The organism is Paenibacillus sp. FW101-FHT12H11, from assembly GCF_058790355.1.
Genome location: NZ_JBYTCO010000009.1, coordinates 20,960 through 44,674, shown reverse-complemented (window position 1 = coordinate 44,674; position 23,715 = coordinate 20,960). Strand labels below are relative to the sequence as shown.

Genomic DNA, 23,715 nt, shown 5'->3' with positions numbered 1-23,715 from the left:
TCGATCTATTAGGAGGTATCTTTCATGAACTATTTGGCAGACGAACAACGATATACCAAAATGGCTTATCATCAAACGGGAAAAAGCGGGCTTAAGCTGCCGCCGATCTCGCTCGGCTTATGGCATAACTTTGGCGGCGTAGATACGTTTGAGAGCAGCAGGGCACTCTCGCGCCACGCTTTTGATTTGGGGATTACGCATTTTGATCTTGCAAATAATTATGGTCCGCCGGCAGGTTCTGCGGAAGAAACGTTTGGGCAGATTATGAAAAAGGATCTGCACCCCTACCGCGATGAGTTGATCATCGCCACGAAGGCCGGCTATCGCATGTGGGATGGCCCATATGGAGAACGTGGCTCGCGGAAAAGCATGCTGGCGAGCCTTGATCAGAGCCTGAAACGACTAGGCTTGGATTATGTCGATATCTATTATTCGCACCGGTTCGATGCGGAAACGCCGCTTGAGGAAACGATGGGCGCTTTGGATCAAGCGGTACGCCAAGGGAAAGCGCTGTATGTCGGCGTTTCCAACTATCATGCAGAGCAGACGGAACAGGCAGCGAGTATTTTGAAAAGCCTGGGAACTCCGTTCGTGATCCACCAAGTACACTATTCCATGTTCGAAAGAAAGCTGGAACAAGGTTTGCAGGATGTGCTGGCCCAAGAGGGCATCGGTTCGATTGCTTACAGCCCGCTGGCTAGAGGGCTGCTCACCGATCGTTATTTGGAGAACATTCCGGCAGACTCGCGTGCGGCCGGAAGCAGTGTGTTTCTGCGGCCTGAAGACATCACCGAAGAGAAGATTGCGAAATCGCGCCGATTGAACGTGATGGCGCAGGAGCGGGGACAAAGCTTGGCCCAAATGGCCTTGGCGTGGGTTCTTCGCAAGGGGCGCGTGACTTCCGCTTTGATCGGGGCAAGTAAAGTGCAGCAGTTGAATGATAATGTGGCGGCTTTGAACCAGCTTCATTTTACAGAGGAAGAATTGGCTTTGATTGATCAAATTCTTGCAGGTTAATAGATCCGAATATCGTAGCAGCAGGAGGAGGAAATAAGCATGGGGATACAACTCAGTAAAGAAGCGTTTACGAAACATATTATGCAGCAACCGGTTTTGGATACGCACACCCACCTTGTGGGGGAACGTCTCGCCGCTGGGGATTTTTGGGAGATAGCTCATTACTTCTGGCTGTTTCGCGAGATGCAGGCAGCAGGTTATCCGGCAGGTGCGATGGAGCTGCCTGAGGATTTACGAATTTCTGCGTTCTTGGATGCCTACCAAGCAACCAGAAATACCTTAATGAACATTGCGTTTACGCATATTCTCAAAGATCTTTATGACATAACTCTTAGCGATAAGAATTCCGTGCTGGAAGCCGATAGGGCCATCAAGCAGTCTGCCCAACGGGCCGATTGGGCGCAAGAGGTAGCCAACCGTATGCAAGCGCGACGTTTCGTCGTGAATATCCCGGAGCACGCCGAGTTTCAAGGCATGGCGCACAATGCCATTCTCATTCCGCGGATAGATGGCAAATTGGGGACGTGGGTCAAGGACATCGAAGCGTCGACTGACCGTGCTGCGGCATTGGCGGAAACACGTGCGAAGCTGGGCCAACTGTTGGATGCGTACAAAGAGGACGGCGTCAAGGGGATCATGACGACGCTGCCAAGCTATAAGGTCAGCGCCAATCATAAGGTTGTCATCGGGCAGGATAGCACCAAAGACGAGATCCTGATGATGCTTTTGCACGAAATCGGAGCAGCAGCTGAGCAGCGGGGACTGCTCGTACAGCTATTTCTCGGCGTAGAGCGTTCCTGGTGTGGAACAGCTGTACCGGTTAATGATCCGGAGCGTATATTAAAGCTGTCCGCTTTATTTGAAGCGTATGCTTGTCCATTTGAGCTTGTCGTAGCGTCGGAGCTGAATAACCTGGATATCGTGCAGGCCGCATGGAATTTCCCTAACGTGCACGTCGGCGGGCACTGGTGGTTTAACTTCCGCGCGAGCACATACCGTGACAGCATGCAGTACAGGCTGGAAGCTCTGCCTGCCATCAAAAGCTCGCTCATCGTGTCCGATGCGCGCTGCATGGAATGGAGCTACGGCAAAATTATCGTGATTAAGCGACTAGTGGGCGAGTTCCTCTGGAATCAAATCGAAGCGGGCTGGATTGATCAGTCTACAGCGTTACAAATCGCAGAAGATTGGCTGTATCGAAGTGCAGCGAAACGGTACGGCATCGAGTGTTAATGGTTTGTTCTTCAATCATAAGAAAACACAAAGCGCTATAAGTTTCGCCATCGCTAGCTGCTACCAACCCTTGTAAGATAAGGAAGTACATCAAATGCTGCAAGCATGAAGGGGAGGAGAACATGGCCAGTAAAATTCAGCCATCCGATCGAACAATTTACAATTTCACATCGCAGAGTCAGAAATGGGCTTTTATGCGAAAACATTGGCCGATTTATGTCATTTCACTACCGGGTATTATTTATTTCTTGCTTTTTAAATATATCCCCTTATTCGGTTCAGTTATTGCTTTTCAAAACTACAACATATTCAAAGGTATTAAGGGGAGTCCATGGGTTGGGTTGGAAAATTTCCAGCGGATGTTCCAATACACCGAATTTCTGCAGATTTTGAAAAATACGATTTTGATCGGGATCTACGATCTGCTCTTCGCCTTTCCGGTTCCCATCCTATTGGCTTTATTGATCAATGAATTACGCATCATGACTTACAAAAGAATCGTTCAAACCGTGGTTTATATGCCACACTTTCTCTCGTGGGTCATCGTAGGCGGGGTTGTTGTCGGCGTACTATCCCCGTCTACTGGAATCGTTAATCATCTTCTCGGCTTATTCGGAGTCGATCCGATCTACTTTTTAGGGGAAAATGAATATATCCGTACGATTCTTATCTCCTCAGGCATTTGGAAAGACAGCGGTTGGGGGACGATTATCTATTTGGCTGCTATTGCAGGGATTAACCCTGATCTCTACGAGGCCGCACAAATTGATGGTGCCAGCCGGCTTCGGCAAGTGTTTTCCATTACGATTCCGACGATTTTACCGACGATTGTTATTCTATTCTTGCTTCATATCGGAAACTTTCTCGACTTTGGCTTTGAACGTGTCTTTGTCTTCCTCAACCCGCTCAACAACGAAAATGGGGAAATTATCGATACGTTCGTATACCGTGCAGGACTTGTTGACCGTCAGTACAGCTACACAACGGCTATTGGGTTGTTCAAGTCGGTTGTCGGCTTAGCGTTAATTATGTTCAGTAATACATTCAGCAAAAAAGTAACGGGTGAAGGCTTGTATTAATGACACAGATAAGAAAGGAGGTAGTTCGTTATGATTATGACAAGAGGCCATAAAATTTTTAATTTTATTAATATGATTCTGTTGGGAGCTCTCGGACTGAGTATGGTGCTTCCCCTCATCCATATTATTGCTCAATCCTTAAGCAATAACGTCGCGATTAACGCAGGGCAGGTTTCACTTTGGCCGGTTGGTTTTACACTGGGAAGCTATAAGCTTATTCTGCAGGATCCGACAATCTGGTTAGGATTCCGGAACAGCGTCATTATTACCGTTTTCGGTACATTCATCAATTTGTTTATGACAACGACGCTGGCGTATCCGCTCTCCAGGCCTGAATATTTGTTCCGTAAATCGATTCTGATTATGATACTGTTTACATTGATTTTCAGCGCACCGCTAATTCCAAATTATTTGCTCGTGAAGCAGTTAGGGTTGCTTAATACGCTATGGGCTTTAATGCTCCCGATGGCGATCAGTGCTTTTAATCTATTTGTTATGCGATCTTTCTTTCTGAACCTACCGGTTGAGCTGCTGGATTCAGGCCGAATGGACGGATGCGGCGAGTTCCGGATCTTGTGGAACATTGTACTGCCGCTCTCCAAACCCGCTATGGCGACCATGGGGATCATGTATGCCGTTGGACACTGGAATCGTTATGCCGAAGCCGTCTTTTATATCGATCACCGAAATTGGATTCCGCTCCAGGTTCGCTTAAGGGAGATTGTATTCACGGATCAGTTCGGACAATCGGATGTATCGTCCGAATTAATGCTCTTTCTTTCGCCTGAAGGGATCAAAATGGCTGTTATTGTTGTTGCGACGATACCTATTCTTCTGGTCTATCCGTTCCTGCAAAAGCACTTTATTCAAGGTATGATGGTAGGCTCCGTCAAGTCTTAACCTTATAACCTTATGGAAACACATCTAATTTCGATTAGAAAGAAGGGATTCCATTGAAAAAAGTAGCAGTTATGGCGTTAGCCGCAGCACTGTCTGCTGGAACTATGGCCGGATGCTCCACAGGAACAACAGAGCCGCAGCAAACTGCTGCGGCTACGGCGGCACCGGAGGCGAAAAAGCAGCCAACGAAATTTTCCATATCGTATCCGACAACTTCCAATACCGGTTACCACACCCGTGTCGATATTAACAATGACAAATGGGTCAAAAAGTTAGAAGAACTGACGAACACCGACCTCACGCTGAAAATAACGGAAGTAAGCAAAATGGGCCTCATGTTCGCCAGCAATGACGTGCCCGATGTCGTGGGAAGCTTGGGAACAGCGACAGACAAAGCGATGTCTGGTTCCGTAGAGGCGGGTATGTTCATGCCGCTGGATGACTTATTGAAACAGAATGCTCCCCATTTGATGAAAATGGTGCCGAAGGAAGCTTGGGAAGCTGTATCCTATAATGGCAAAATATACGGCATACCCAACTGGTTGAACAATCCTTCAAGGCGCGCCACCTTTATTCGTACCGATTTGTTGGAAAAGGCGGGTTTGCCGGCACCGAAAACGGTTGATGAGTTCCTGAATGTCCTTCGCAAATTTAAAGAGATGGGCGTTAAGTACCCGTATGGGGGGCGTGAAACATTAAAATATGCCGATACGATCCTCGGTGCTTTCGACGTGCTTCCGTACAAAGAACAGTTCGAATTGGTCAATGGCCAGGTTGTGCCGAAATTTTTTGATGTGGACAATATGACAAAAGCTTTATCCGTCTATAAAACCATGTACGATGAAGGGTTGATGGCTAAGGAATTCGCGACGACGTCATCGACGGATTGGTTGAAAAACATTCGAGCCGGCGAGGTAGGCATCTGGTCTTCCAACTTGGTCAGTTTAAATGACTTCCGGACGAATATTCCGAACGCCGTGAAGGGCGCGAAAGTCGATGTAATCTCATCGCCGAAGGGTCCGGATGGCAAAAGCGGCTATCTGATGTATTTACCGGTCACAAGTGCGCACTATATTAACAAAAATGTGAAGCCTGAGACGGCAGCGGAGATCGTGAAATATTTTGATTGGATGTCGTCAGACGAAGCTTATAAGTTCTTCACGTTCGGAATTGAAGGCGACACATATACGGTGGTCGATGGTAAAATCAAGTATAAGGAGCCGACCAGCAAAGAAGAACAGGAAGAGCAGGATCATAGAGGCACCTTGCACTCCGCCCATGAAAGTACGGTGAACCGTCTGAAAATGGAAACAGATCCGAACGGTCCGTATATTCTGGATGCTTTCGATAACATTCTTGCTCATGAAGGGTTATCTGGTATTGGCTTTGCTCCGGATTTGGAGGCGAATAGCAAATACCCCGATGCTGCTTCGCCGGGTTCGGATGCAGCTCCGAAAATCATTATGGATCATATGATCAAAATGATATACGGCAAAGAGCCGATTTCGGACTGGCCGAAGGTGATTGAAGAATACAAGACCAAAGGCGGCAATGAAATTATCAAGGAAGCAACCGATCGTTATCAAAATAAAAAGGGCGTTCTTTTTCTTGGAAAGCAATGAAGTTGACCGCTAAGCAATCGTATAAAATGACATAGCTCCTTAAATTTATACATTCAGAAAATTTTAAGCAGTCGTTATGATAACACTGAGCAGTGGAACCGCTTGCAAAAAAGCTGGAAAGAAGGGGTTATATGAAAAAAACGATAAGTCTCACTCTCGCTGTCATCATGGCAGCATCCGCACTCACCGCTTGTTCAACGGATAGCAAAGTAGCGGAAAAAGCGTCGTCGCAGCCGTCTGCAGATGCAAAGAAAGCACCGGCGAAATTCTCTATCCTTTTCCCGACGACCGTTAGCACTGGCTATCATACCCGCGTGCCGGATTTGAACAAGGACAAATGGGTATTGAAGCTGGAGCAGTTAACCAACACGGATCTTGACGTGAAGGTGATGGAAGATGCCAAATTCGGCGTCATGTTCGCAAGTAACGACATCCCGGATGTCGTTGGCAGCATTGGCGGCCCAGGCAGTAAGTCCATGTCCGGTTCCGTGGAGAACGGCGTGTTCATGCCACTGGATGATCTGCTGAAACAGTACGCTCCGAACTTGATGAAAGCGATTCCGAAAGCCGCTTGGGATAGCGTTTCGTATGAAGGCAAAATCTATGGTGTGCCTGAATTTTTGAGCAATCCATCCCGTCGTTCGACTTACATTCGTACGGATTTATTAGAGAAAGCAGGGCTTCAAGCACCTAAAACCGTCGATGAGTTCCTGAATGTGCTGCGGGCGTTCAAGAAGCTGGGCGTCGAGAATCCGTATCAGATGAGGGAGAACTTCAAGTATGCGGACGTTATTCTAGGCGCGTACGACGTGCTTCCTTACAAGGATCAATTTGAATTGGTGAATGGTCAGGTTGTTCCGAAATTTTTCGATGTAGAAAATGTGCAAAAAGCGCTGACTACGTACAAAACAATGTACGATGAAGGCTTGATTCCAAAGGAATTCGCTACGATTTCCTCCACGGATTTCTCCAAAAATATTGAGTCTGGCAAAGCCGGCATCTGGTCGCAGAACGCTTCAGGCTTGCCGGGATACCGGACGAAAATTCAACAAGCTGTTCCAGGATCCAAGGTTGAAATCGTTGCCTCGCCGAAAGGGCCGGAAGGGAAAGGCGGCTACTTCTATTATGCGCCGGTTATTCGAACCTTCTTCATTAACAAAAATGTGAAGCAAGAAACGGCAGTCAACATAATTAAATTCTTCGACTGGATGGTTACGCCTGAAGCCGAAACCTTCTTCACTTTTGGTATTGAGGGAGATACTTACACCAAGGACAGCAGCGGCAACATTAATTACAAGTTCCCTACGACCAAGGAAGAGACGGATGAAGAAGGCTTCCGCAGCGGAACGATGTGGGCGGTGCATGATTCCACTTACAACAAACCAAGATTGCTGCTCAACGAGGATGGCAAAGCGACATTGAAAGCATTTGATGAGGTGTTAACGAAGGAAGGGCTGCCAGGCATTGGCTTCTATCCGGATTTGAGCACATTCTCTAAATTCCCGGATCTTGCGGCACCGCAACCCGATGTAGGTCCCAAAATTATCGTTGATCATATGATTAAAATGATTTACGGCAAAGAACCGATCAGCGATTGGCCTAAAGTCATCGAAGAGTACAAGTCCAAAGGCGGCAACGAGATTATTAAAGAAGCGACCGATCGTTGGAACAAGAAACAAGGCGCAATTATGATTGATATTAAATAAGGGTTGTAAGCGGGAAAGTATCCATTGGCAGAGTTTTGCTAGTGGATATTTTTTATTTGCAGGGGAACTACAGGGCCCTATTTCATCGAAATAGGCTCTTTTTCGCGCGCAGGGGAACTGTGGTCCTCTATTTGTCCGTTTTCTTCAAGAAAATGGGATGAGGCGGTCAAATAACGCCCTGTAGTTCCACTTGACGCGGAAACGGGCTAAATTTGCTAGAATAACGCCATGTAGTTCCTCAAAGGTGTATCGTTGACCAACGTAACTCTCGTAGAAGATAGGAGGTTACACCTCCGCCAAAATCGAAAATCGTAAAAAATGACATACAATCTTAATTTTATCCTTTCTGTGTGTCGGATTATTTCCTATAATGAAGTCAATGAAACAATGAAGGGGTGACCAACGCGTGAAAGCGATATTGGTTGGTTTAGGTTCGGCAGGATTTAGCTGGTATAAGCGTCTGCGAGATCAAGGTTTATTGGCAGCCGTTGTCGAGGTGGATGCGGGGATGAAAGAGAAAATGCAAAATGACCCCTTTCCTTTTTACACTTCATTAGAGGAAGCCCTACAGAAAGAGCAAGCGGATTTTCTTGTTAATGTAACTTCTCCGATGGTGCATACCGTGGTGAATCATGCGGCTTTTGATCGTAAATTGGCGGTTTTATGCGAAAAGCCGATCTCCTTTGATTATGAGGAGTCCATTGAGGTGGTGGCTCGGGCGGAGCGAGAAAAACTGCCTTTTATGATTGCAGAGAATTATCGGAGGATGCCGCATATACGTAAAATGAAACAGCTTCTGGACGAGGGTGTTATCGGCAGCCTGTCCTCCATGGATGTACACTTTTATAGATATCACAACGTACAAAGAAGATACACCGTCAGCATTCTGGATGACATTGGTGTTCATCACTTTGATTTGTTCCGTTATTTTAGCGGAAGAGAAGGAAAAACCGTACAGGCAAAGCTGTACAATCCGATCAATGCGTGGGAGCAGGACGGCGCCATTATTAATGCTTATGCGTTCTTAGAGATGGATAACGGTATTACGGCTTCGTATAATGCCTCCATCTCGGCCAGAGGGACTGAAACACCGTGGAGCGGGAATTGGCGCTTGGAAGGCACCGAGGGAGCAATTGAATACGTCGGTAATGAGATCCGCGTCATAAGGGACGGAGAGGATAGGCGGATCGAGGACTATAGCGGTATTGATCTGACCGATACGCTGGCTGAATTCCTGGCTTCGCTGCGGGAAGGGCGGGAGTCGGAGACAAGCGGCCGCGATTATTTGAAAACGCAGGCGCTTGTGCATTATGCCAAGTTGGCCAGCGAATTCGGGAAGACCTACGCAATTCCGGTTCCAATCATATAGACGAATGGAGATGCGAGCATGCCAATCACAAAGTGGGAACAGACAGCGCCAGGCATATGGCGTTTAACAATTGGAGAGCCTCAGGGGATCACGCCATTAACTTGGATGGGGGTTGCATCTAAGGATGAGGCTTTGTTGCAAATGCCGCAGGTAGATCCTCCTTTTGCCTGGGATCATGTTCAACTGGAGGAAGCGGAAGGGCGCTTCATTGTGTCCTTTCCACTAAATTGGACCGAGAAGCTGTATGGTACAGGCCTTCAGCTGCTGCGAATGAATCAGCGGGGAAGAACCCGTTTTTTGCGTGTGAACAGCGATCCTAAACAGGATACCGGTGAAACGCATGCTCCCGTCCCTTTTTACGTGAGCGATCAAGGGTATGGGGTTTGGGTGGATACGCCACGCATCGTAACGATGTTTTGCGGCTCTACGTTGAAGCAAGAAGATACGCAGCAGGAAGAAATTCGCGATCGCAATACGGATAAAGGGTGGAAGGCAACGCCGGTGGCTTCACGGGTAGAAATCCAGATTCCTGCCGAAGGCGCAGTTGTCTATTTATTTGGTGGGCCTACCCTCTCAGAAGTGGTAGCTAGATATAATCTAATGTGCGGGGGAGGCGTCTTGCCTCCGAAATGGGGACTAGGTTTCTGGCACCGTGTTCCGACACTGTACAGTGATCAGCAAGTGCTTGAAGAAGCCGAGCAGTTCCGCCTTAACGATTTCCCTTGCGATGTCATTGGATTGGAGCCTGGTTGGCACAGCCACAGTTATCCGGTCACTTATGAATGGGAAAAAAGCCGGTTCCCTGAGCCTGCTAGCTTTGTCCATGAACTGGCTCAAAAGGGCTTTCGTGTGAACCTTTGGGAGCACCCGTACGTTTCGCCTCAGAGCGAACTGTATGCAGGCTTGCAGCCGCTTTCGGGAACCCATACCGTGTGGGGCGGGCTTGCGCCGGATTACTCGCTGCCGGAAGCAGCTGAGCGCTATAAGAAGCAGCATGAGGAACAGCATGTCCAAATCGGAGTGTCCGGGTACAAGCTGGATGAATGCGATGGCAGTGAATTGACGAACAATTCCTGGATGTTCCCGGCTCATGCCAAGTTCCCATCCGGTTTGGACGGCGAGCAGATGAGACAGATGTATGGCTTGATGTTCCAAAAAATGACGGCTGATCTGTTCCGAAGCCAGAATCGCCGGACGTACGGACTGGTCAGAGCTTCAGGCGGCGCTGCCTCGACAATGCCTTATGTTCTGTACTCGGATTTATATGACCATAAGCAGTTTATTCGGGGGATTTGCAGTTCTTCCTTCAGCGGTTTGCTGTGGACACCGGAGGTCCGCCGGGCGAGAAATGCCGAAGATTGGGTTCGGCGTATGCAAACGGTCTGTTTCTCGCCGATGGCTATGCTGAATGCATGGGGAGACGGGACTAAGCCGTGGTCTTACCCCGAGGTCGAGGGCACCGTACGGCATTATATCAAACTGCGGATGAAACTTCTGCCGTATTTGTATACCGCTTTTGCCGTTTACCGCGAGCAGGGGATTCCGCCGTTTCGGGCGATGCCGTTCGTACTGACGCCGGAAGAGATCGCCGACGCTGAAGCCAAGTTAGCCGCCCAAGATGAGCAGCAGCTTTTGAATACGACGGATGCCGCTTACGGCAAGAAGAAGGCTAGAGAGTGGGACGACCAGTATATGGTCGGGGATGCGCTGCTTGTAGCTCCTCTGGTCGAGGGGGAAACCGAGCGTGAGGTGCTGCTGCCCGCTGGTATTTGGTATGGCTTGGAGACCGGAGAGCGCTATACGGGCGGCTGTGTGATCCGTGTGCAGGCGGGCCTTGAGCAGATCCCTGTTTTCGTGAAAAGCGGCTCCATTCTTCCTATGATGGCTGCGCTTCCGCATGTTCCGGCACCAGGGACGCGTACGGAGATTGAATTGGTGCACTTTGGCACTGAACCTGGAACAGCAAGGCTTTATGACGATGATGGCGAAACCTTTGATTACGAGCAAGGCAAATGCAGTTGGTGGAATTTGAGCGTAACGATGGATCAAAATGGCCAATATATTGGTGCGTGGATAGGAGAAAACGATGGATCGTCCTCTTACCAGGCGGTCACTTGGCGATTTGCACAAACACGTTTATTGATGAACGAGCAGTAGTAGGTTATCATAATTGGATTAGCAACGCTGAGAGCATGAGGAGGGCTGGACATGCATGTACTGATCGTGGACGATGAACCTGTTATTCGCAGAGGATTGGTAAAAATGGCGGAACTGTACGTCCCCGCTTTCTCCAAAATTCAGACGGCCGAGAACGGCGAAGCTGCTTTGGAGCAAATTCGGGCGTCAGAGCCTGATCTGGTGTTGACGGATGTTCGCATGCCCAAAATGGACGGACTGGAATTATGCAAAATTATTCATGAGGAGTTCCCTCATATCAAAACCGTTGTCATATCCGGTTACAATGACTTTGAATATGCACAAAAGAGCATGAATTACGGTGTCAGGCATTATTTATTGAAACCGGCTACCAAAAGCGATGTCCATGACATGTTGGATCAGCTGATCAAAAAACCGAAACACGGTTATTTATCCCCTTCCCGCTATATCGAGTGGATCGATCAGATGGAACAGCAAATATGGGCGTTGCAAATGGAGGAAATCAAGAACCTTATCGCAGGCTGGCGGGAATATTGCCTGTCGGCGAATATCTCGCTGGCCCAGCTGAAAGAGCTGCTGGATGATTGCAATGCGCTTCTCGTAAAACGCTTTCAAGCGCGCCACTACTCGCCTGCGTCCGTTCCTGCCCATCTGCAGGCGGATAGCGTCAAAGAAGCGCTGGATGCTTTTGAGCAAGGTCTTTTGAACATGATCACTGGGCTGCACGCAGTCCGCAGCGGTCATTTCAAAGATCCGATGGAAGAAGCCAAGGCGTATATCGACAGCCGGTTGTCAGAGGATATTTCTTTGGATCAAGTCGCGGCAATGGTTGGACTGACGCCGACGTATTTCAGCTCGCTTTTCAAAAAAATCACGCAAGAGACCTTCGTACAATACCGGATTAACAAGCGGATGGCGAAGGCGAAAGAAATGCTGTCCGCACCGTATGTTCGAATCGTTGATGTTGCAGCGGATGTTGGATATGACGATTATCCCCATTTTACGAAAACCTTTAAGAAAATTGTCGGTGTTTCCCCGACGGAATACCGCGCCAGATTAGGTATCAAATGAAGATCAGAGGTTTTACGAAGAAAATATTTGCGTATTTCCTCATTGTTATTGTCCTTTCGCTCAGCTGTGTAGGTATCTTCTCCTATATCATTACTTCCGGAGAACTGGAGGAAATGGTAGAAAATCAAATGGATCAAATTGCCGGGAACGCCGTTCACCATACCGATCTGTATTTGAAGGACTACGAGCGCTCGATTGTCTCACTGTTAACGAATAGACAGATTATGGAGTTCATTGATCTGCCTGCCACAAGGGAAGAATATGATTACTATTTGTATCGTAAAACAATCCGGGAAGTTAGCGTGGACCCGCTATTTATACGTAATCCCAAACTTGCTTCTGTTTATCTGATCAGCGATAAGAAGAATGCGGTTTATTATTATAATAATGTGAATGAACAATCCTTTAATGCCGAGGACATCCAAAAGCAGCGGGATTATTTCCTCGCGAATACGACGGCAGACGGACAATTAAGCATCTTGAATCACACGATTATTGAAGGGCAAGAGAATCAAATGCTAACGATCGTCCGCCGTATTCGCGGCTATACGTCACCGGAATTGTCGGGTTTACTTGCGATTGAGATGCGGTCAGCCGATCTGTCCGCCTTATGGAAAGGCATTGATTTAGGGAAGTATGGGTATTTGTTCATCATCGATGACAAAGGGCGTTACATTTACCACCCGGATGGGTTCAAAGTCGGCACGAGTGTGCCGAAAGCTTTTTTTGCTAAGCTGAATCAAGCCGGTTCGCATTCCTTTGCCGACGCTTACGAAGGCGATGAGCGCATGTATGTAAGCCGCAAATCGGAGTTTTCCGATTGGCAGCTTGTTGTGTCCATGCCGATTCGCGAGCTGCGGAAGCCGCTCTCCAACATCCGCTCGACAACATTGGTCGTCGGATTGTTCACTTTAATCTTGGCGATGCTGCTCGCCTACCGATTCGGCAAATCCATTGCCAAACCCGTGCAAACGCTCAAATCCGGCATGCGGGAGACGGAGAAAGGGAATTGGGCGACAATTCCGCTGCCGCCTCACCGCGATGAGATTGTTGAGCTGATGGTCCGCTATAATTTGATGGTCAAGCGGCTTTCGGAAGCCGTCGACCGCGTAGTGCAGGTGGAATTAAGCAATTCCGAAATTCGGATGGAGCGCCAGAAGGCTGAATTTCAATCGCTTCAGCTGCAGATTAATCCCCATTTTATGTACAACACGCTGGAGACAATCGTTTGCTATGCCACTATTCAGGATTCTGAGGAGATTTCTGAAATTGTGAAAGCATTGGCTTACATGCTGCGCTACTCCGTTCAGACGAACCTTGAGGAAATCACAGTAGCGAATGAGTTGAAGCACGTTATGTATTATTTGGTCGTATTAAGGCATCGCATAGGCCGGGAGTTCGAGATTGATGTGGCGATTAAGCCTGAATATTTGCTTCATGTCATGGTTCGTCTGACGCTGCAGCCGCTGGTTGAAAATGTGTTCCAACATGCCTTCCCCGACGGCTTGGAAGATTATCATATTGTCCGGATCGATGGCGGCGTTCGTGATGGCATCTTTTGGATCAGTGTGGAGGATAATGGGGCCGGGATGTCAGAAGCGAAGCTTACGCAGCTCCGGGAGAAGCTGAATACGAATCGGCTGGCGGACGGCGAAGTGGATGAAGCGGGGAAAAAGGGCGGCATCGGCGTTTTGAACGTTCATCGCAGGATTCAGATGGTCTATGGCGAGCAGTACGGGCTTCGAATTGAAAGCAAGCTTGAACAAGGCACCAAGATGATGATGGCCATGCCGGCTTTGCCTCAAAAGCCGGAGTAGATGCAAGCAGCCGGATTAGCAGGGCGCACTTTCTTTCTTATGAAAACCAATTCTCATAAAAATTTCGGGCAAGTTCTCTTCTGTGGGTGCATAGGATTGTAGTACACAATTCACCATCACGAGCTGACCTGTAGTTAGAAAGGCAGCAGTGAAAGGAGGTACCCATGGACATATTCAAAAGAATTTCGGAGCATCGTACGGAGAAGGATGCATTGAGCTGGACCGGTACGTTCGCGGAGTACATAGAATTGCTTCGCAAAAATCCTGGACTCGCAAGAACCGCACATTCCAGAGTCTATGATATGATTGCTTCGCAAGGGATTAATGATCAATCCGGGCATAAGTCTTACAAATTTTTCAACCAAGAGATTTTTGGTCTGGATCGAGCGATTGAGAAGCTGGTAGAAGAATATTTCCACTCCGCTGCCCGTCGATTGGATGTTCGTAAACGTATTTTGCTGCTAATGGGTCCTGTAAGCGGTGGTAAATCCACAATTGTGACTATGCTAAAACGTGGGTTAGAGCAGTTTGCCAAAACAGACTTAGGGGCCGTCTATGCGATCAAAGGGTGCCCGATGCACGAGGAGCCGCTTCATCTCATACCGATGGAATTGCGTCCCGAAATCGAGCGAGAGTTAAATGTGAAAATCGAAGGCAGCTTATGTCCGTCCTGCCAAATGCGGTTGAAAACCGACTACAACGGATGCATTGAAGACGTCTTGGTGGAGCGTGTATTCGTATCCGAGGAAGGCCGTGTCGGTATCGGAACGTTCAGTCCATCGGATCCCAAATCGCAGGATATCGCCGATCTGACGGGAAGCATCGACTTCTCAACGATCACCGAGTTTGGCTCCGAGTCGGATCCGCGTGCCTACCGGTTCGATGGGGAGCTCAACAAGGCCAACCGCGGGATCATGGAGTTCCAGGAAATGCTGAAGTGCGATGAGAAGTTCCTGTGGAACTTGCTTTCACTTACGCAGGAAGGGAACTTCAAAGCGGGACGCTTCGCGCTCATCAGTGCCGACGAGTTGATCGTTGCGCATACGAATGAAACGGAGTACAAATCCTTTATTGCCAATAAAAAGAATGAAGCGTTGCAATCCAGGATGATTGTCATGCCGATTCCGTATAACCTCCGGGTATCCGATGAGGAGAAAATTTACTACAAGCTCATCGGACAGAGCGATATGTCGCACATTCACACAGCTCCTCACTCGTTACGTGTGGCTGCCATCTTCTCCATCATGACCCGTTTGAAGGAAACGAAGAAGCAAGGGATGGATTTGGTCAAAAAGATGCGGATGTACGACGGCGAAGTCGTCGAAGGCTACAAAGAGGCCGATCTGAAAGAAATGCAAAATGAATTCCAAGAAGAAGGCATGAGCGGTATCGATCCACGTTATGTCATCAACCGGATTTCGAGCGCTCTGATCAGGCAGGATCTTCAGTGCATTAACGCGCTCGATGTCTTGCGTGCCCTGAAAGATGGCCTGGATCAACATCCGTCGATTACGAAGGATGAGCGTGAACGGTATCTCAACTTCATTTCCGTCGCGCGTAAAGAGTACGATGATATCGCCAAAAAAGAAGTGCAAAAGGCCTTCGTCTATTCCTTCGAAGAGTCGGCCAAAACCATTTTCGACAACTATCTAGATAATATTGAGGCTTACTGCAACTGGGGCAAAATCAAGGATCCGCTCACCGGTGAGGAGATGGATCCGGATGAGCGCCTGATGCGCTCCATTGAGGAACAAATCGGCATTTCCGAAAATGCGAAAAAAGCGTTCCGGGAAGAAATTCTGATTCGTATTTCCTCCTATTCGCGGAAAGGCCGGAAATTCGATTACAGCAGCCACGAGCGCCTGCGTGAAGCGATTGAGAAGAAGCTGTTCGCCGATCTGAAAGATATCGTGAAGATCACGACATCGTCGAAAACACCGGATGAGAAGCAGCTGAAGAAAATTAACGATGTGACGAAGCAGTTAATCGATGAGCACGGGTATTGCCCGGTGTGCGCCAATGAGTTGCTGCGTTATGTGGGAAGCTTGCTGAACAGATAAATTAAGCCTGAAGCGCGGGTGGCGCTTCGGGCTTTTTTTACATGCTAAATAGGAACACGGAATCTAGCAATCTATCATATACTATTTTAACTTCGAGCAAGGGAGGTGTAACAGACAATGAACGGGAACTTCATGAAAAAAACGGGGATAGTTTTCCTGTTTTTTATAAGTTTAATGGCTGCGCTCATGACTTGGCAAATGAATATATTATCAAACTTTGGGGGGATATGCATAATCGGATTTTGTTTCGGCGCAGCTATGCTCATGTGGTTGGATGTGCTGGAAGTCAACGAGGCCATTCAACGATCTGTAAAAAAGGATGACAAACGAACAAAAGCCGAACACTGAACCTCCAAAGGACAATTCCCCCCAGAAAAAATCCAATGAACCGAGCAAATCATCAGATCTTTTCGGATTTGGCAGGATGATGGACAAACTTCCCCTCCACAAGCTTTCAGCCCGTATGGCGTATTGCATGTTTTTTGATTTGCTCCTCCTCTTATTTGTCATCATTTTGCGTGTAACGGGAACCAAAGTGAATGAATTCCCCAATGCCTGGGATTTTCGATTTATTGTTATGACGACGATTATTGTTTTTTTTGTTGGGCTTTGCGATCTTATGAGTGTTCGGAAAAAATAGGTTGCATGGCAACCAATCCTCTAACCGGGCTCATCCTGATGGATGCGTCCGGTTTATTTTCGCCGCCCAATTTCAGCAAACTAATCACCAACTAGGCATTCACACATACAGTGTATTAGGCATTTCAACTACACAAGAATGTGAGTGATCCTTTAATGACGAATCAGGAAGAACTTGAATTTCGTCCGCCAGTTGGTGGCGGTTTACATGGCGGAGGCATCGGGCATGGTGGAATCGGAGGTCCAGGGCATGTCGGGGGAATTGGTGGTCCAGGACATGTCGGCGGCATTGGAGGTATCGGTGGCATCGGGCACGGCGGTATTGGCCATGGACCGGGCTTCGGCCCTGGCTTTCATGGACCTGGCTTTCATGGCGGTTTCTTCCCCGGCGGTGGCTTCAACAATGCACTTCCGTGGCTAGTAGCTCCACTTGTATATAGTGCGGCTGATTCTTACTATCCATATCCGTATCCGTACCCATATCCGTATCCTTATCCCTACCCGCCTAATCCCTACTATCCATATCCCCCAGGCTATCCTGGGATCTAACACGAACATTACAACCGAGGAAGTTCTCTCAGGAGAGTCCTCGGTTTTTTCCTAGTTGGTTGGATGGCTCCATTAAAAGATAGTAGCCGTGTCATGTAAAATAACAATATTTCGGGGTTGGATTCTGAAGGCATTCCAAGATTTAGATGATTTTAACGGTCGTATGTTATATTACATAACACAAAAATCAAATTTTCTTGACAGGTTATAGATCTCCTGATAATATCGTATTATTAACACCGAGGAATTAATTACTAACTTATTCTTTGATTAAATTACTAATATTACATAAATGTATGTCCTTTCGTCATTTTTTTTATTTAATTAATAACATCAGTGGAGCAATTAAGAGGTGGTAAAGAAATGGATATTAGCAAGCACGATCAGGAGTTTATAAAGAAAAAAAATAAGAATATGGTGCTCGATCTCATTAAAAGCAGCCGCCCGATATCCAGAGCGAAGATTGCTAAGCTCACCTCGATGAGCGCTACTTCTGTAGGCCGAATCGTCAACGATCTTTGCCGAATCGGCCTGGTCAAGGAGACGGAGCAATACTCTTCAGGTGTGGGAAGAAAAGCGACGATGCTGGATATTGATGCCGGTTCAGTGCTCACAATCGGTGTCGAAATGGATAAAGGAGTAATCAAAATAGGGATCGTCGACTTTGACGGTCACATGATTGCTGAGCATACAATGACGAAGCTTTATCACTTGGATGATCCGGTTAAGGTGGCGCGTGAGCTTTCCGAGAATATTCAAGAGCTTATTGAACGCAATGAGATTGTTATTTCTAAAATCATCGGAATCGGAATTGGCGTTCCGGGAATTATCGATACGGATAAGGGGACGATTGTTTTCTCTTCCCAATTAGGATGGGAGAATGTCCATTTCGCTGATTTGGTAGAGTCACATCTTCATATTCCGACGGTTATTGATAATGACCTGAAAGTAAAGGCGCTGGGTGAAACGTACTACGGTTTCGTTAAAGGATCCAAAAGAGCGGTATTGCTTGGTTTTGGCAGCGGAGTCGGTTCTGCGCTCGTCATTGATGGTACGGTCTACCGGGGGGAATCGAATATCGCAGGTGAGATTGGACATTCAACCGTTGACCCGAATGGCATGCTGTGCGAGTGCGGGAAACGCGGCTGCCTGCAAACGTATATTGCTGACTTCACCATCATTCAGGAAGCCAACAAAGTTAAGCCTGTAACCAGCATTAAAGAGATTTTTGACAGTGCTCATAATAATGAGACATGGGCCGTGCAAATTATTGACCGTGCCTGCACGTATATCGCCATTACCGTCAGCAATGTTGTATGCATGTATAACCCGGACACGATCATTCTCGGTGGGCATTTGATTGAGCAACATACAGAAATGCTAGAAACTGTGAAACAAAAAATCAATCAGTTTATATGGGGCCCCTTTAACGGAACATATAAGCTGGTGAGTTCCAAATTGCAAAGTAATGCCGTTATGATCGGAGCCGCAACCCTTGCGCTGCAGCAGCGTTTAGATCACGAAATGTAACTTAGGAGGAAGTCATATGGATCAAATATTGCTGGAAGAATATCGCGGAGACACGCTGGAATGCGTGCATCGGGGGCATATTTGCGGAGTTTCTTATTCGGGGGATGTGAAGTATGTTGTCGGTGATACGAACGCAGTCACGTTCTTAAGATCTGCCGGCAAGCCATTCCAAGCAATTCCTGTGCTGCGCCATGGCGCTGATGTCCACTTCGGATTAACGGGTAAGGAAACGGCCATCATGATGGGCTCTCATCGCGCCGAGCCTTTTCATGTAGATGCGCTAGAGTCGATGTTGAGAAAGATTGGCGTGACGGAAGACGGGCTTGTCTGCCACCCGACTTACCCGCTTAGCGTCTATGCGACGGAGGATTTGCTTCGCCATCAAGCGCCTAAGCGCTCGATTTATCATAATTGCTCCGGCAAGCATCTGGGAGTTCTAGCACTGTGCAAAATGATGGGATATCCCTTGGAGACTTATTATGAGCCTCAACACCCGGCGCAGCTAGAGATATTGGAAACGCTCTCGTATTTATCCGAATGTGCGATTGACGAGATTCAGCTTGGTACTGACGGCTGTGGGTTCCCCGTTTTTGCTATTCCTTTAAGAAACTTGGCGAGCGCTTTTCTCAAGTTGGCCTGCCCGGAACTCATAAAGGATGCAGCGATTCGTACAGCTGTCGAGAAGATGGTGGGGCTCATGAATGAGCACTATGAGATGGTTGCCGGTTCTGATCGCATTTGTTCGTCTTTGCTCATGGATCCGAATATTGTAGCGAAGGGTGGGGCCAAAGGCGTTTATTGTTTCGGGCTAAAAAAAGAAAAACTGGCCTTCGCCTTGAAAGTGCTAGACGGTTCCGAGGACGAATGGCCGTTAATCGTCGCGTCGATTTTAGAGCAAATCCAGTATGACAATATCAACACGATTCAGAGCATGTATGAGCTTGCACCCATAGAAATCAAGAATGATAACAAGAAAATTATCGGTCGCAACACTGCTGTCTTCACGCTTCAAATTCACTCATAAGTGATATGAGCCTTGTCGGATAAGATCAACAAGCACTCCGGCAAGTTACATATATAATTTCGAGGAATAATCGGGAGGGGTTATTTTGAAAAAAAGAGTGTCAACAATGGTGATGAGCATGGTTCTTGTACTGACGGTCGGACTTGTCGGCTGCTCCAGCGAACCTGCAGCAAATTCAAGTAATAATGCAGCTCAAAGTTCAGGCAAAAAAGAAAAAATTACGTATTTAGATCCGCTTCCAAGCCCAGAGCGAACAGCACTCATGCAGGATTTCATTAAACAATTCCAAACCAAAAACCCGAACATTGAAGTTGAATACACGTCCGTTCCTTGGGATGATGCGAATAAGAAATGGATGGCTCTAGGTGCAGCCAAACAGCTTCCGGATGTCATCAGCATCGACGATACATCTCTCGTCGCCATGTCTGCTGCCGGTTATATCGAAAATCTACAGCCTTATTACGATAAATGGGATCAAGTAGGCAACCTGACCGAGGCGTTCAAGCAGGCAAGAAATAAGTATCAGGACAAAGTCTATGCAATTCCCGATGGATTTTTGCTCCAAGGTCTATTTATTCGCAGCGACTGGTTCAAAGAAAGTAACTTGCCGGAGAAAATCGATACCTGGGACGATTACTTCAAGCTTTCCCAACAGCTAACGGATGCTTCCAAAGGACACTATGGCATTTCATTCCGTGGCGGCGCGAACGGTATTCTTCGAGCAATGGAATACGTGATGGCGGCGACGCACAGCGAGAGTTGGTTCGATAAAGACGGCAAATCGATTCTTTACAAACCGGAAGGGCAAGCGGCATTCAAGAAGTTTTATGATATTTATTTAAACGGTAATTCCCCTAAAGAGTCGATCAACTGGGGCTTTAATGAAATGGTGCAAGGCTTCTTAAATGGGCAGACGGCCATCCTGAATCAAACCCCTGAAGTCATTATTACAGCTCAGAAGAACATGAAGGAAGGTACATGGAACGTCGTTCCGATGCCGAAATCCGATGACGGCAAACGTTATATTTTCTGGGGATACACAGCTGCCTACGCCATGGCCGCCAACTCCGAACACAAAGATGCAGCTTGGAAGTTTATCCAGTTCTTAAGCTCCCCAGAGATCAATTTGCAATATAGCATCAAAAATTCAAGCATTCCGATTTATAAAGACAATTTGAAAGATCCATTCTTCAGCAAAGGCCCAATTGCCGGATATGCGGGTGCTATGGCGGATTCTAACATTGTATTTGCCGGACCGCCAAGCCATCTGACCAAGCTGGGGCAATTCTCAGGTACATTCGCTGTCCAAGAAACCCAGAAATATTTGAGCAAAACGCAATCCCTCGAAGATACCATTAAGCATTTGGCTGATTTCCTGACTAAGGAGCAGCAGGATTATTTGAAAACCAATAAATAATAACATCTAGAAGCAGACAACCGGGGCGGAGTTCTGTACCGGTTGTCTTTTCCTTATCCGTTAGGGAGGTGAAGCGGCTTTGAAATTGAGATTGAAACGATGGGAACCTTACTTGCTTATTGCTCCAGCTATCCTGATCCTGTTAGCTTTTTTTGCATATCCGCTGCTCCAAGGCTTGAAATTGGCCTTTATGCACTATATCTTGTTTGAGCCGAACGACATTCGTTTTTCCGGTTTGGAGAACTTTAAAGCCATATTTATGGACAACAATATCGTTCGAATTTTGTGGAATTCCTTGTTGTGGGTCGTGCTGACAGTCGGATTGCAATTCGTTCTGGGATTTATGCTGGCACAGGCTTTGAATACGAAGTTTAAAGGGAAAAACATCTACCAATCGGTTGTATTTCTACCTTGGGCGGTGTCTGCTTTTTTAATCGGGATGATTTTCAAGTGGATGTTTAGTGAGCAAAACGGTTTGATTAACTATTTGTTAATAAAGCTGGGAATCATCGAAAAAGGCATTTCGTTTTTGGCGCTTCCTGGCATTTCGATATTTCCTATCATTATCGCGATGGTTTGGTATGGCGTACCGTTCTTTGGAATCATGCTGTTGGCCGCTTTGCAATCGGTGCCGAAGGATATTTACGAATCCGCAGATATCGATGGTGCCGGCAGATGGACGAAACTATTTTTCGTGACCATTCCGTTTATTAAATCGACGATCATCCTTACCGTTTTGCTCCGGGTTATTTGGGTGTTCAACTCAGCGGACCTTATTTATATCATGACTAATGGGGGCCCAGCTAACACCTCGCATAATCTGTCATCGTACATATTCAATCAGATCTCCTATACGACGGATTTCGGGCAAGCGTCCGCTCTTGGCGTACTCATGTTGATTATCCTAATTCTCTATACGTTAATTTTCCTTCGTGCAACCAAATATGACGATGCAGGTGATTTTTAAATGACTTCCTTCGGACGAAAAACGGCTCCTGAATTAGTTCGATTTGTTGTACTGTTGCTTTTTGGGTTAGGTACGCTGCTTCCTTTTTATTGGATTTTGGTGACTTCTTTAAAAACAAGACAAGAAATATATAGCGGACAATTGACTTTGTGGCCCAAGGCATTGACGTGGGTGAATTATGTGGATACGTTGCAAAATACAAATTTTCCCCGCTATTTATTGAACAGCTTTACAGTCAGCATGAGTAGTTCAATTCTGGTTCTGCTTGCTTCCATCTTGGGAGGATACAGTTTGGCCAGATATCAGTTTAAGGGTAAAAAATTCGTGCTTGTCTCCTTTTTGGCTACCCAAATGGTGCCGGTCATGGTCATCTTGGTGCCCTTGTTTATTACTTTTGGCCAAATTCATTTATTGAATAAGCTGCCTGCATTAATTATTACTTACACAGCGATGAATATCCCGTTTTGCTTGATTACGATGTCTAGTTTCTTTCAGCGGATTCCGGTTTCTTTGGAAGAGGCGGCCATGATTGACGGTTGCAATAAATTCCAGACCATGTCTAAAGTTGTGCTGCCGATGATGCAGCCGGGTATCGTGGCGACATTTGTATTTGCTTTTATTGGTTCTTGGAACGATTTGTTCTTTGGGGTTATGTTCACCAACAGCGAATCTGCCAAGACGGTGCCTGTCGGTCTCAGCAGTTTTGTTCAGAAATTCGATATCAATTGGGGGCAAATGAGTGCGGCAGGCATCATATCACTCATTCCTGTCGTTATTTTGTTTGCCATCGTGCAAAAATATATCGTTGCGGGTTTAACGCAAGGAGCTGTGAAAGGTTAGGTGAAACATATGCTGCTCGAAGTTATCGCTACAAGTGTGAGGGACGTTATTGCGGCTGAACAGAGTGGTGCCGATCGGATCGAACTCATCACCGGCATGTTGGAAGGCGGACTAACGCCAAGTTACGGACTAATCGAAGCGGCGGTTCAGGCTACCAAGCTGCCCGTTCAGGTGATGATCCGGCCTCACAGCTATTCTTTCTTCTATGATCGTCTGGATGTTGCCGCCATGATGACGGACATCCGTATGGTCAAAAAAATTGGAGCTGCTGGCGTGGTGTTAGGTGCGCTGACTCCAGACCGGCGTCCGGATGTTGAAGTGTTGGCGAGATTGTTGGAAGAGGCAGAGGGGCTATCCGTTACCTTCCATCGTGCATTCGATGAAGTTCGGGATGTTCAGGAAGCGTTAGATGAGCTGGAGAAGTTCAAGCAAATCGATCGTATCCTTACCTCTGGCGGTAAACCCAATGTTCTGGATGCCGTTCAGGAGATGAAGCATCTGGTCGCTTGGAGTCACAAGACGTCCATTCAGATTTTAGCGGGAAGCGGGCTTACGATTGCGTCCTTGCCTGCATTTGTAGCCGAAACAGGCGTTCAAGAAGTACATTTCGGAAAAGGCGTACGAGTGAATGGCGATCCGCTTGGCCCAATTGATCCCGCTCGGATCCAACAGATGAAAGAACATAGGTACGAGTCTACCAAGACAGATGTATGAAGGA

Annotated in this window: 18 protein-coding genes; all 18 read left to right on the top strand. The window is 47.2% G+C overall.

Annotated elements, in window-relative coordinates; all coding sequences use genetic code 11:
* Positions 1 to 24: 24 nt before the first annotated feature.
* The 18 genes from AC3WTJ_RS26270 to AC3WTJ_RS26185 all read left to right on the top strand — a co-directional run bounded on the left by AC3WTJ_RS26270 (position 25) and on the right by AC3WTJ_RS26185 (position 23,711).
* Positions 25 to 1,017 carry an aldo/keto reductase gene (locus tag AC3WTJ_RS26270; RefSeq protein ID WP_492524346.1) on the top strand — a complete coding sequence of 331 codons (993 nt, stop codon included), beginning with the start codon at positions 25 to 27 and terminating at the stop codon, positions 1,015 to 1,017.
* Between the two features lie 39 nt (positions 1,018 to 1,056).
* Entirely contained in the window at positions 1,057 to 2,250 is a 1,194-nt protein-coding gene (locus AC3WTJ_RS26265; protein WP_492524345.1) for a glucuronate isomerase, read from the top strand.
* A gap of 122 nt (positions 2,251 to 2,372) precedes the next feature.
* The gene (locus tag AC3WTJ_RS26260) at positions 2,373 to 3,329 is read left to right on the top strand and encodes an ABC transporter permease (RefSeq protein WP_127457594.1); all 957 of its coding nucleotides are present in this window, start codon (positions 2,373 to 2,375) and stop codon (positions 3,327 to 3,329) included.
* Between the two features lie 30 nt (positions 3,330 to 3,359).
* Entirely contained in the window at positions 3,360 to 4,229 is an 870-nt protein-coding gene (locus AC3WTJ_RS26255; RefSeq protein ID WP_492524344.1) for a carbohydrate ABC transporter permease, read from the top strand.
* Between the two features lie 53 nt (positions 4,230 to 4,282).
* Positions 4,283 to 5,851, top strand: a complete 1,569-nt coding sequence (locus tag AC3WTJ_RS26250; protein WP_492524343.1) for an extracellular solute-binding protein — start codon at positions 4,283 to 4,285, stop codon at positions 5,849 to 5,851.
* A gap of 131 nt (positions 5,852 to 5,982) precedes the next feature.
* Complete coding sequence (locus AC3WTJ_RS26245; protein WP_492524342.1) at positions 5,983 to 7,557, top strand: type 2 periplasmic-binding domain-containing protein; 1,575 nt, start codon at positions 5,983 to 5,985, stop codon at positions 7,555 to 7,557.
* A gap of 406 nt (positions 7,558 to 7,963) precedes the next feature.
* Entirely contained in the window at positions 7,964 to 8,926 is a 963-nt protein-coding gene (locus AC3WTJ_RS26240; protein ID WP_492524341.1) for a Gfo/Idh/MocA family protein, read from the top strand.
* An 18-nt stretch (positions 8,927 to 8,944) separates the two neighbouring features.
* The gene (locus AC3WTJ_RS26235) at positions 8,945 to 11,083 is read left to right on the top strand and encodes a glycoside hydrolase family 31 protein (RefSeq protein WP_492524340.1); all 2,139 of its coding nucleotides are present in this window, start codon (positions 8,945 to 8,947) and stop codon (positions 11,081 to 11,083) included.
* 51 nt (positions 11,084 to 11,134) lie between these two features.
* Positions 11,135 to 12,154, top strand: a complete 1,020-nt coding sequence (locus tag AC3WTJ_RS26230; RefSeq protein WP_492524339.1) for a response regulator transcription factor — start codon at positions 11,135 to 11,137, stop codon at positions 12,152 to 12,154.
* Positions 12,151 to 13,971 carry a cache domain-containing sensor histidine kinase gene (locus AC3WTJ_RS26225; RefSeq protein WP_492524338.1) on the top strand — a complete coding sequence of 607 codons (1,821 nt, stop codon included), beginning with the start codon at positions 12,151 to 12,153 and terminating at the stop codon, positions 13,969 to 13,971. Before AC3WTJ_RS26230 ends, AC3WTJ_RS26225 begins: the two co-directional genes overlap by 4 nt.
* A gap of 164 nt (positions 13,972 to 14,135) precedes the next feature.
* A complete protein-coding gene (locus tag AC3WTJ_RS26220; RefSeq protein ID WP_157319472.1) occupies positions 14,136 to 16,031 on the top strand; it encodes a PrkA family serine protein kinase in 1,896 nt (631 codons plus the stop codon).
* A 795-nt stretch (positions 16,032 to 16,826) separates the two neighbouring features.
* On the top strand, positions 16,827 to 17,219 hold the full coding sequence (locus tag AC3WTJ_RS26215; RefSeq protein ID WP_492524337.1) for a hypothetical protein: 393 nt from the start codon (positions 16,827 to 16,829) through the stop codon (positions 17,217 to 17,219).
* Between the two features lie 363 nt (positions 17,220 to 17,582).
* Positions 17,583 to 18,749 carry an ROK family protein gene (locus AC3WTJ_RS26210; RefSeq protein WP_492524336.1) on the top strand — a complete coding sequence of 389 codons (1,167 nt, stop codon included), beginning with the start codon at positions 17,583 to 17,585 and terminating at the stop codon, positions 18,747 to 18,749.
* 16 nt (positions 18,750 to 18,765) lie between these two features.
* Positions 18,766 to 19,773, top strand: a complete 1,008-nt coding sequence (locus AC3WTJ_RS26205) for an asparaginase (protein WP_492524335.1) — start codon at positions 18,766 to 18,768, stop codon at positions 19,771 to 19,773.
* Positions 19,774 to 19,858: 85 nt separating this feature from the next.
* Positions 19,859 to 21,190 (top strand): ABC transporter substrate-binding protein, encoded by a 1,332-nt coding sequence (locus tag AC3WTJ_RS26200; protein ID WP_492524334.1) that lies wholly within the window; start codon positions 19,859 to 19,861, stop codon positions 21,188 to 21,190.
* Between the two features lie 79 nt (positions 21,191 to 21,269).
* Positions 21,270 to 22,157, top strand: coding sequence for a carbohydrate ABC transporter permease (locus AC3WTJ_RS26195; RefSeq protein ID WP_407871116.1), 888 nt, complete (start codon positions 21,270 to 21,272; stop codon positions 22,155 to 22,157).
* Positions 22,158 to 22,997: a carbohydrate ABC transporter permease gene (locus AC3WTJ_RS26190; protein WP_492524333.1), complete on the top strand. Its 840-nt coding sequence runs from the start codon at positions 22,158 to 22,160 to the stop codon at positions 22,995 to 22,997. It begins immediately after the preceding gene.
* A 9-nt stretch (positions 22,998 to 23,006) separates the two neighbouring features.
* Positions 23,007 to 23,711 carry a copper homeostasis protein CutC gene (locus AC3WTJ_RS26185; RefSeq protein WP_492524574.1) on the top strand — a complete coding sequence of 235 codons (705 nt, stop codon included), beginning with the start codon at positions 23,007 to 23,009 and terminating at the stop codon, positions 23,709 to 23,711.
* The last annotated feature ends 4 nt before the right edge of the window (positions 23,712 to 23,715 follow it).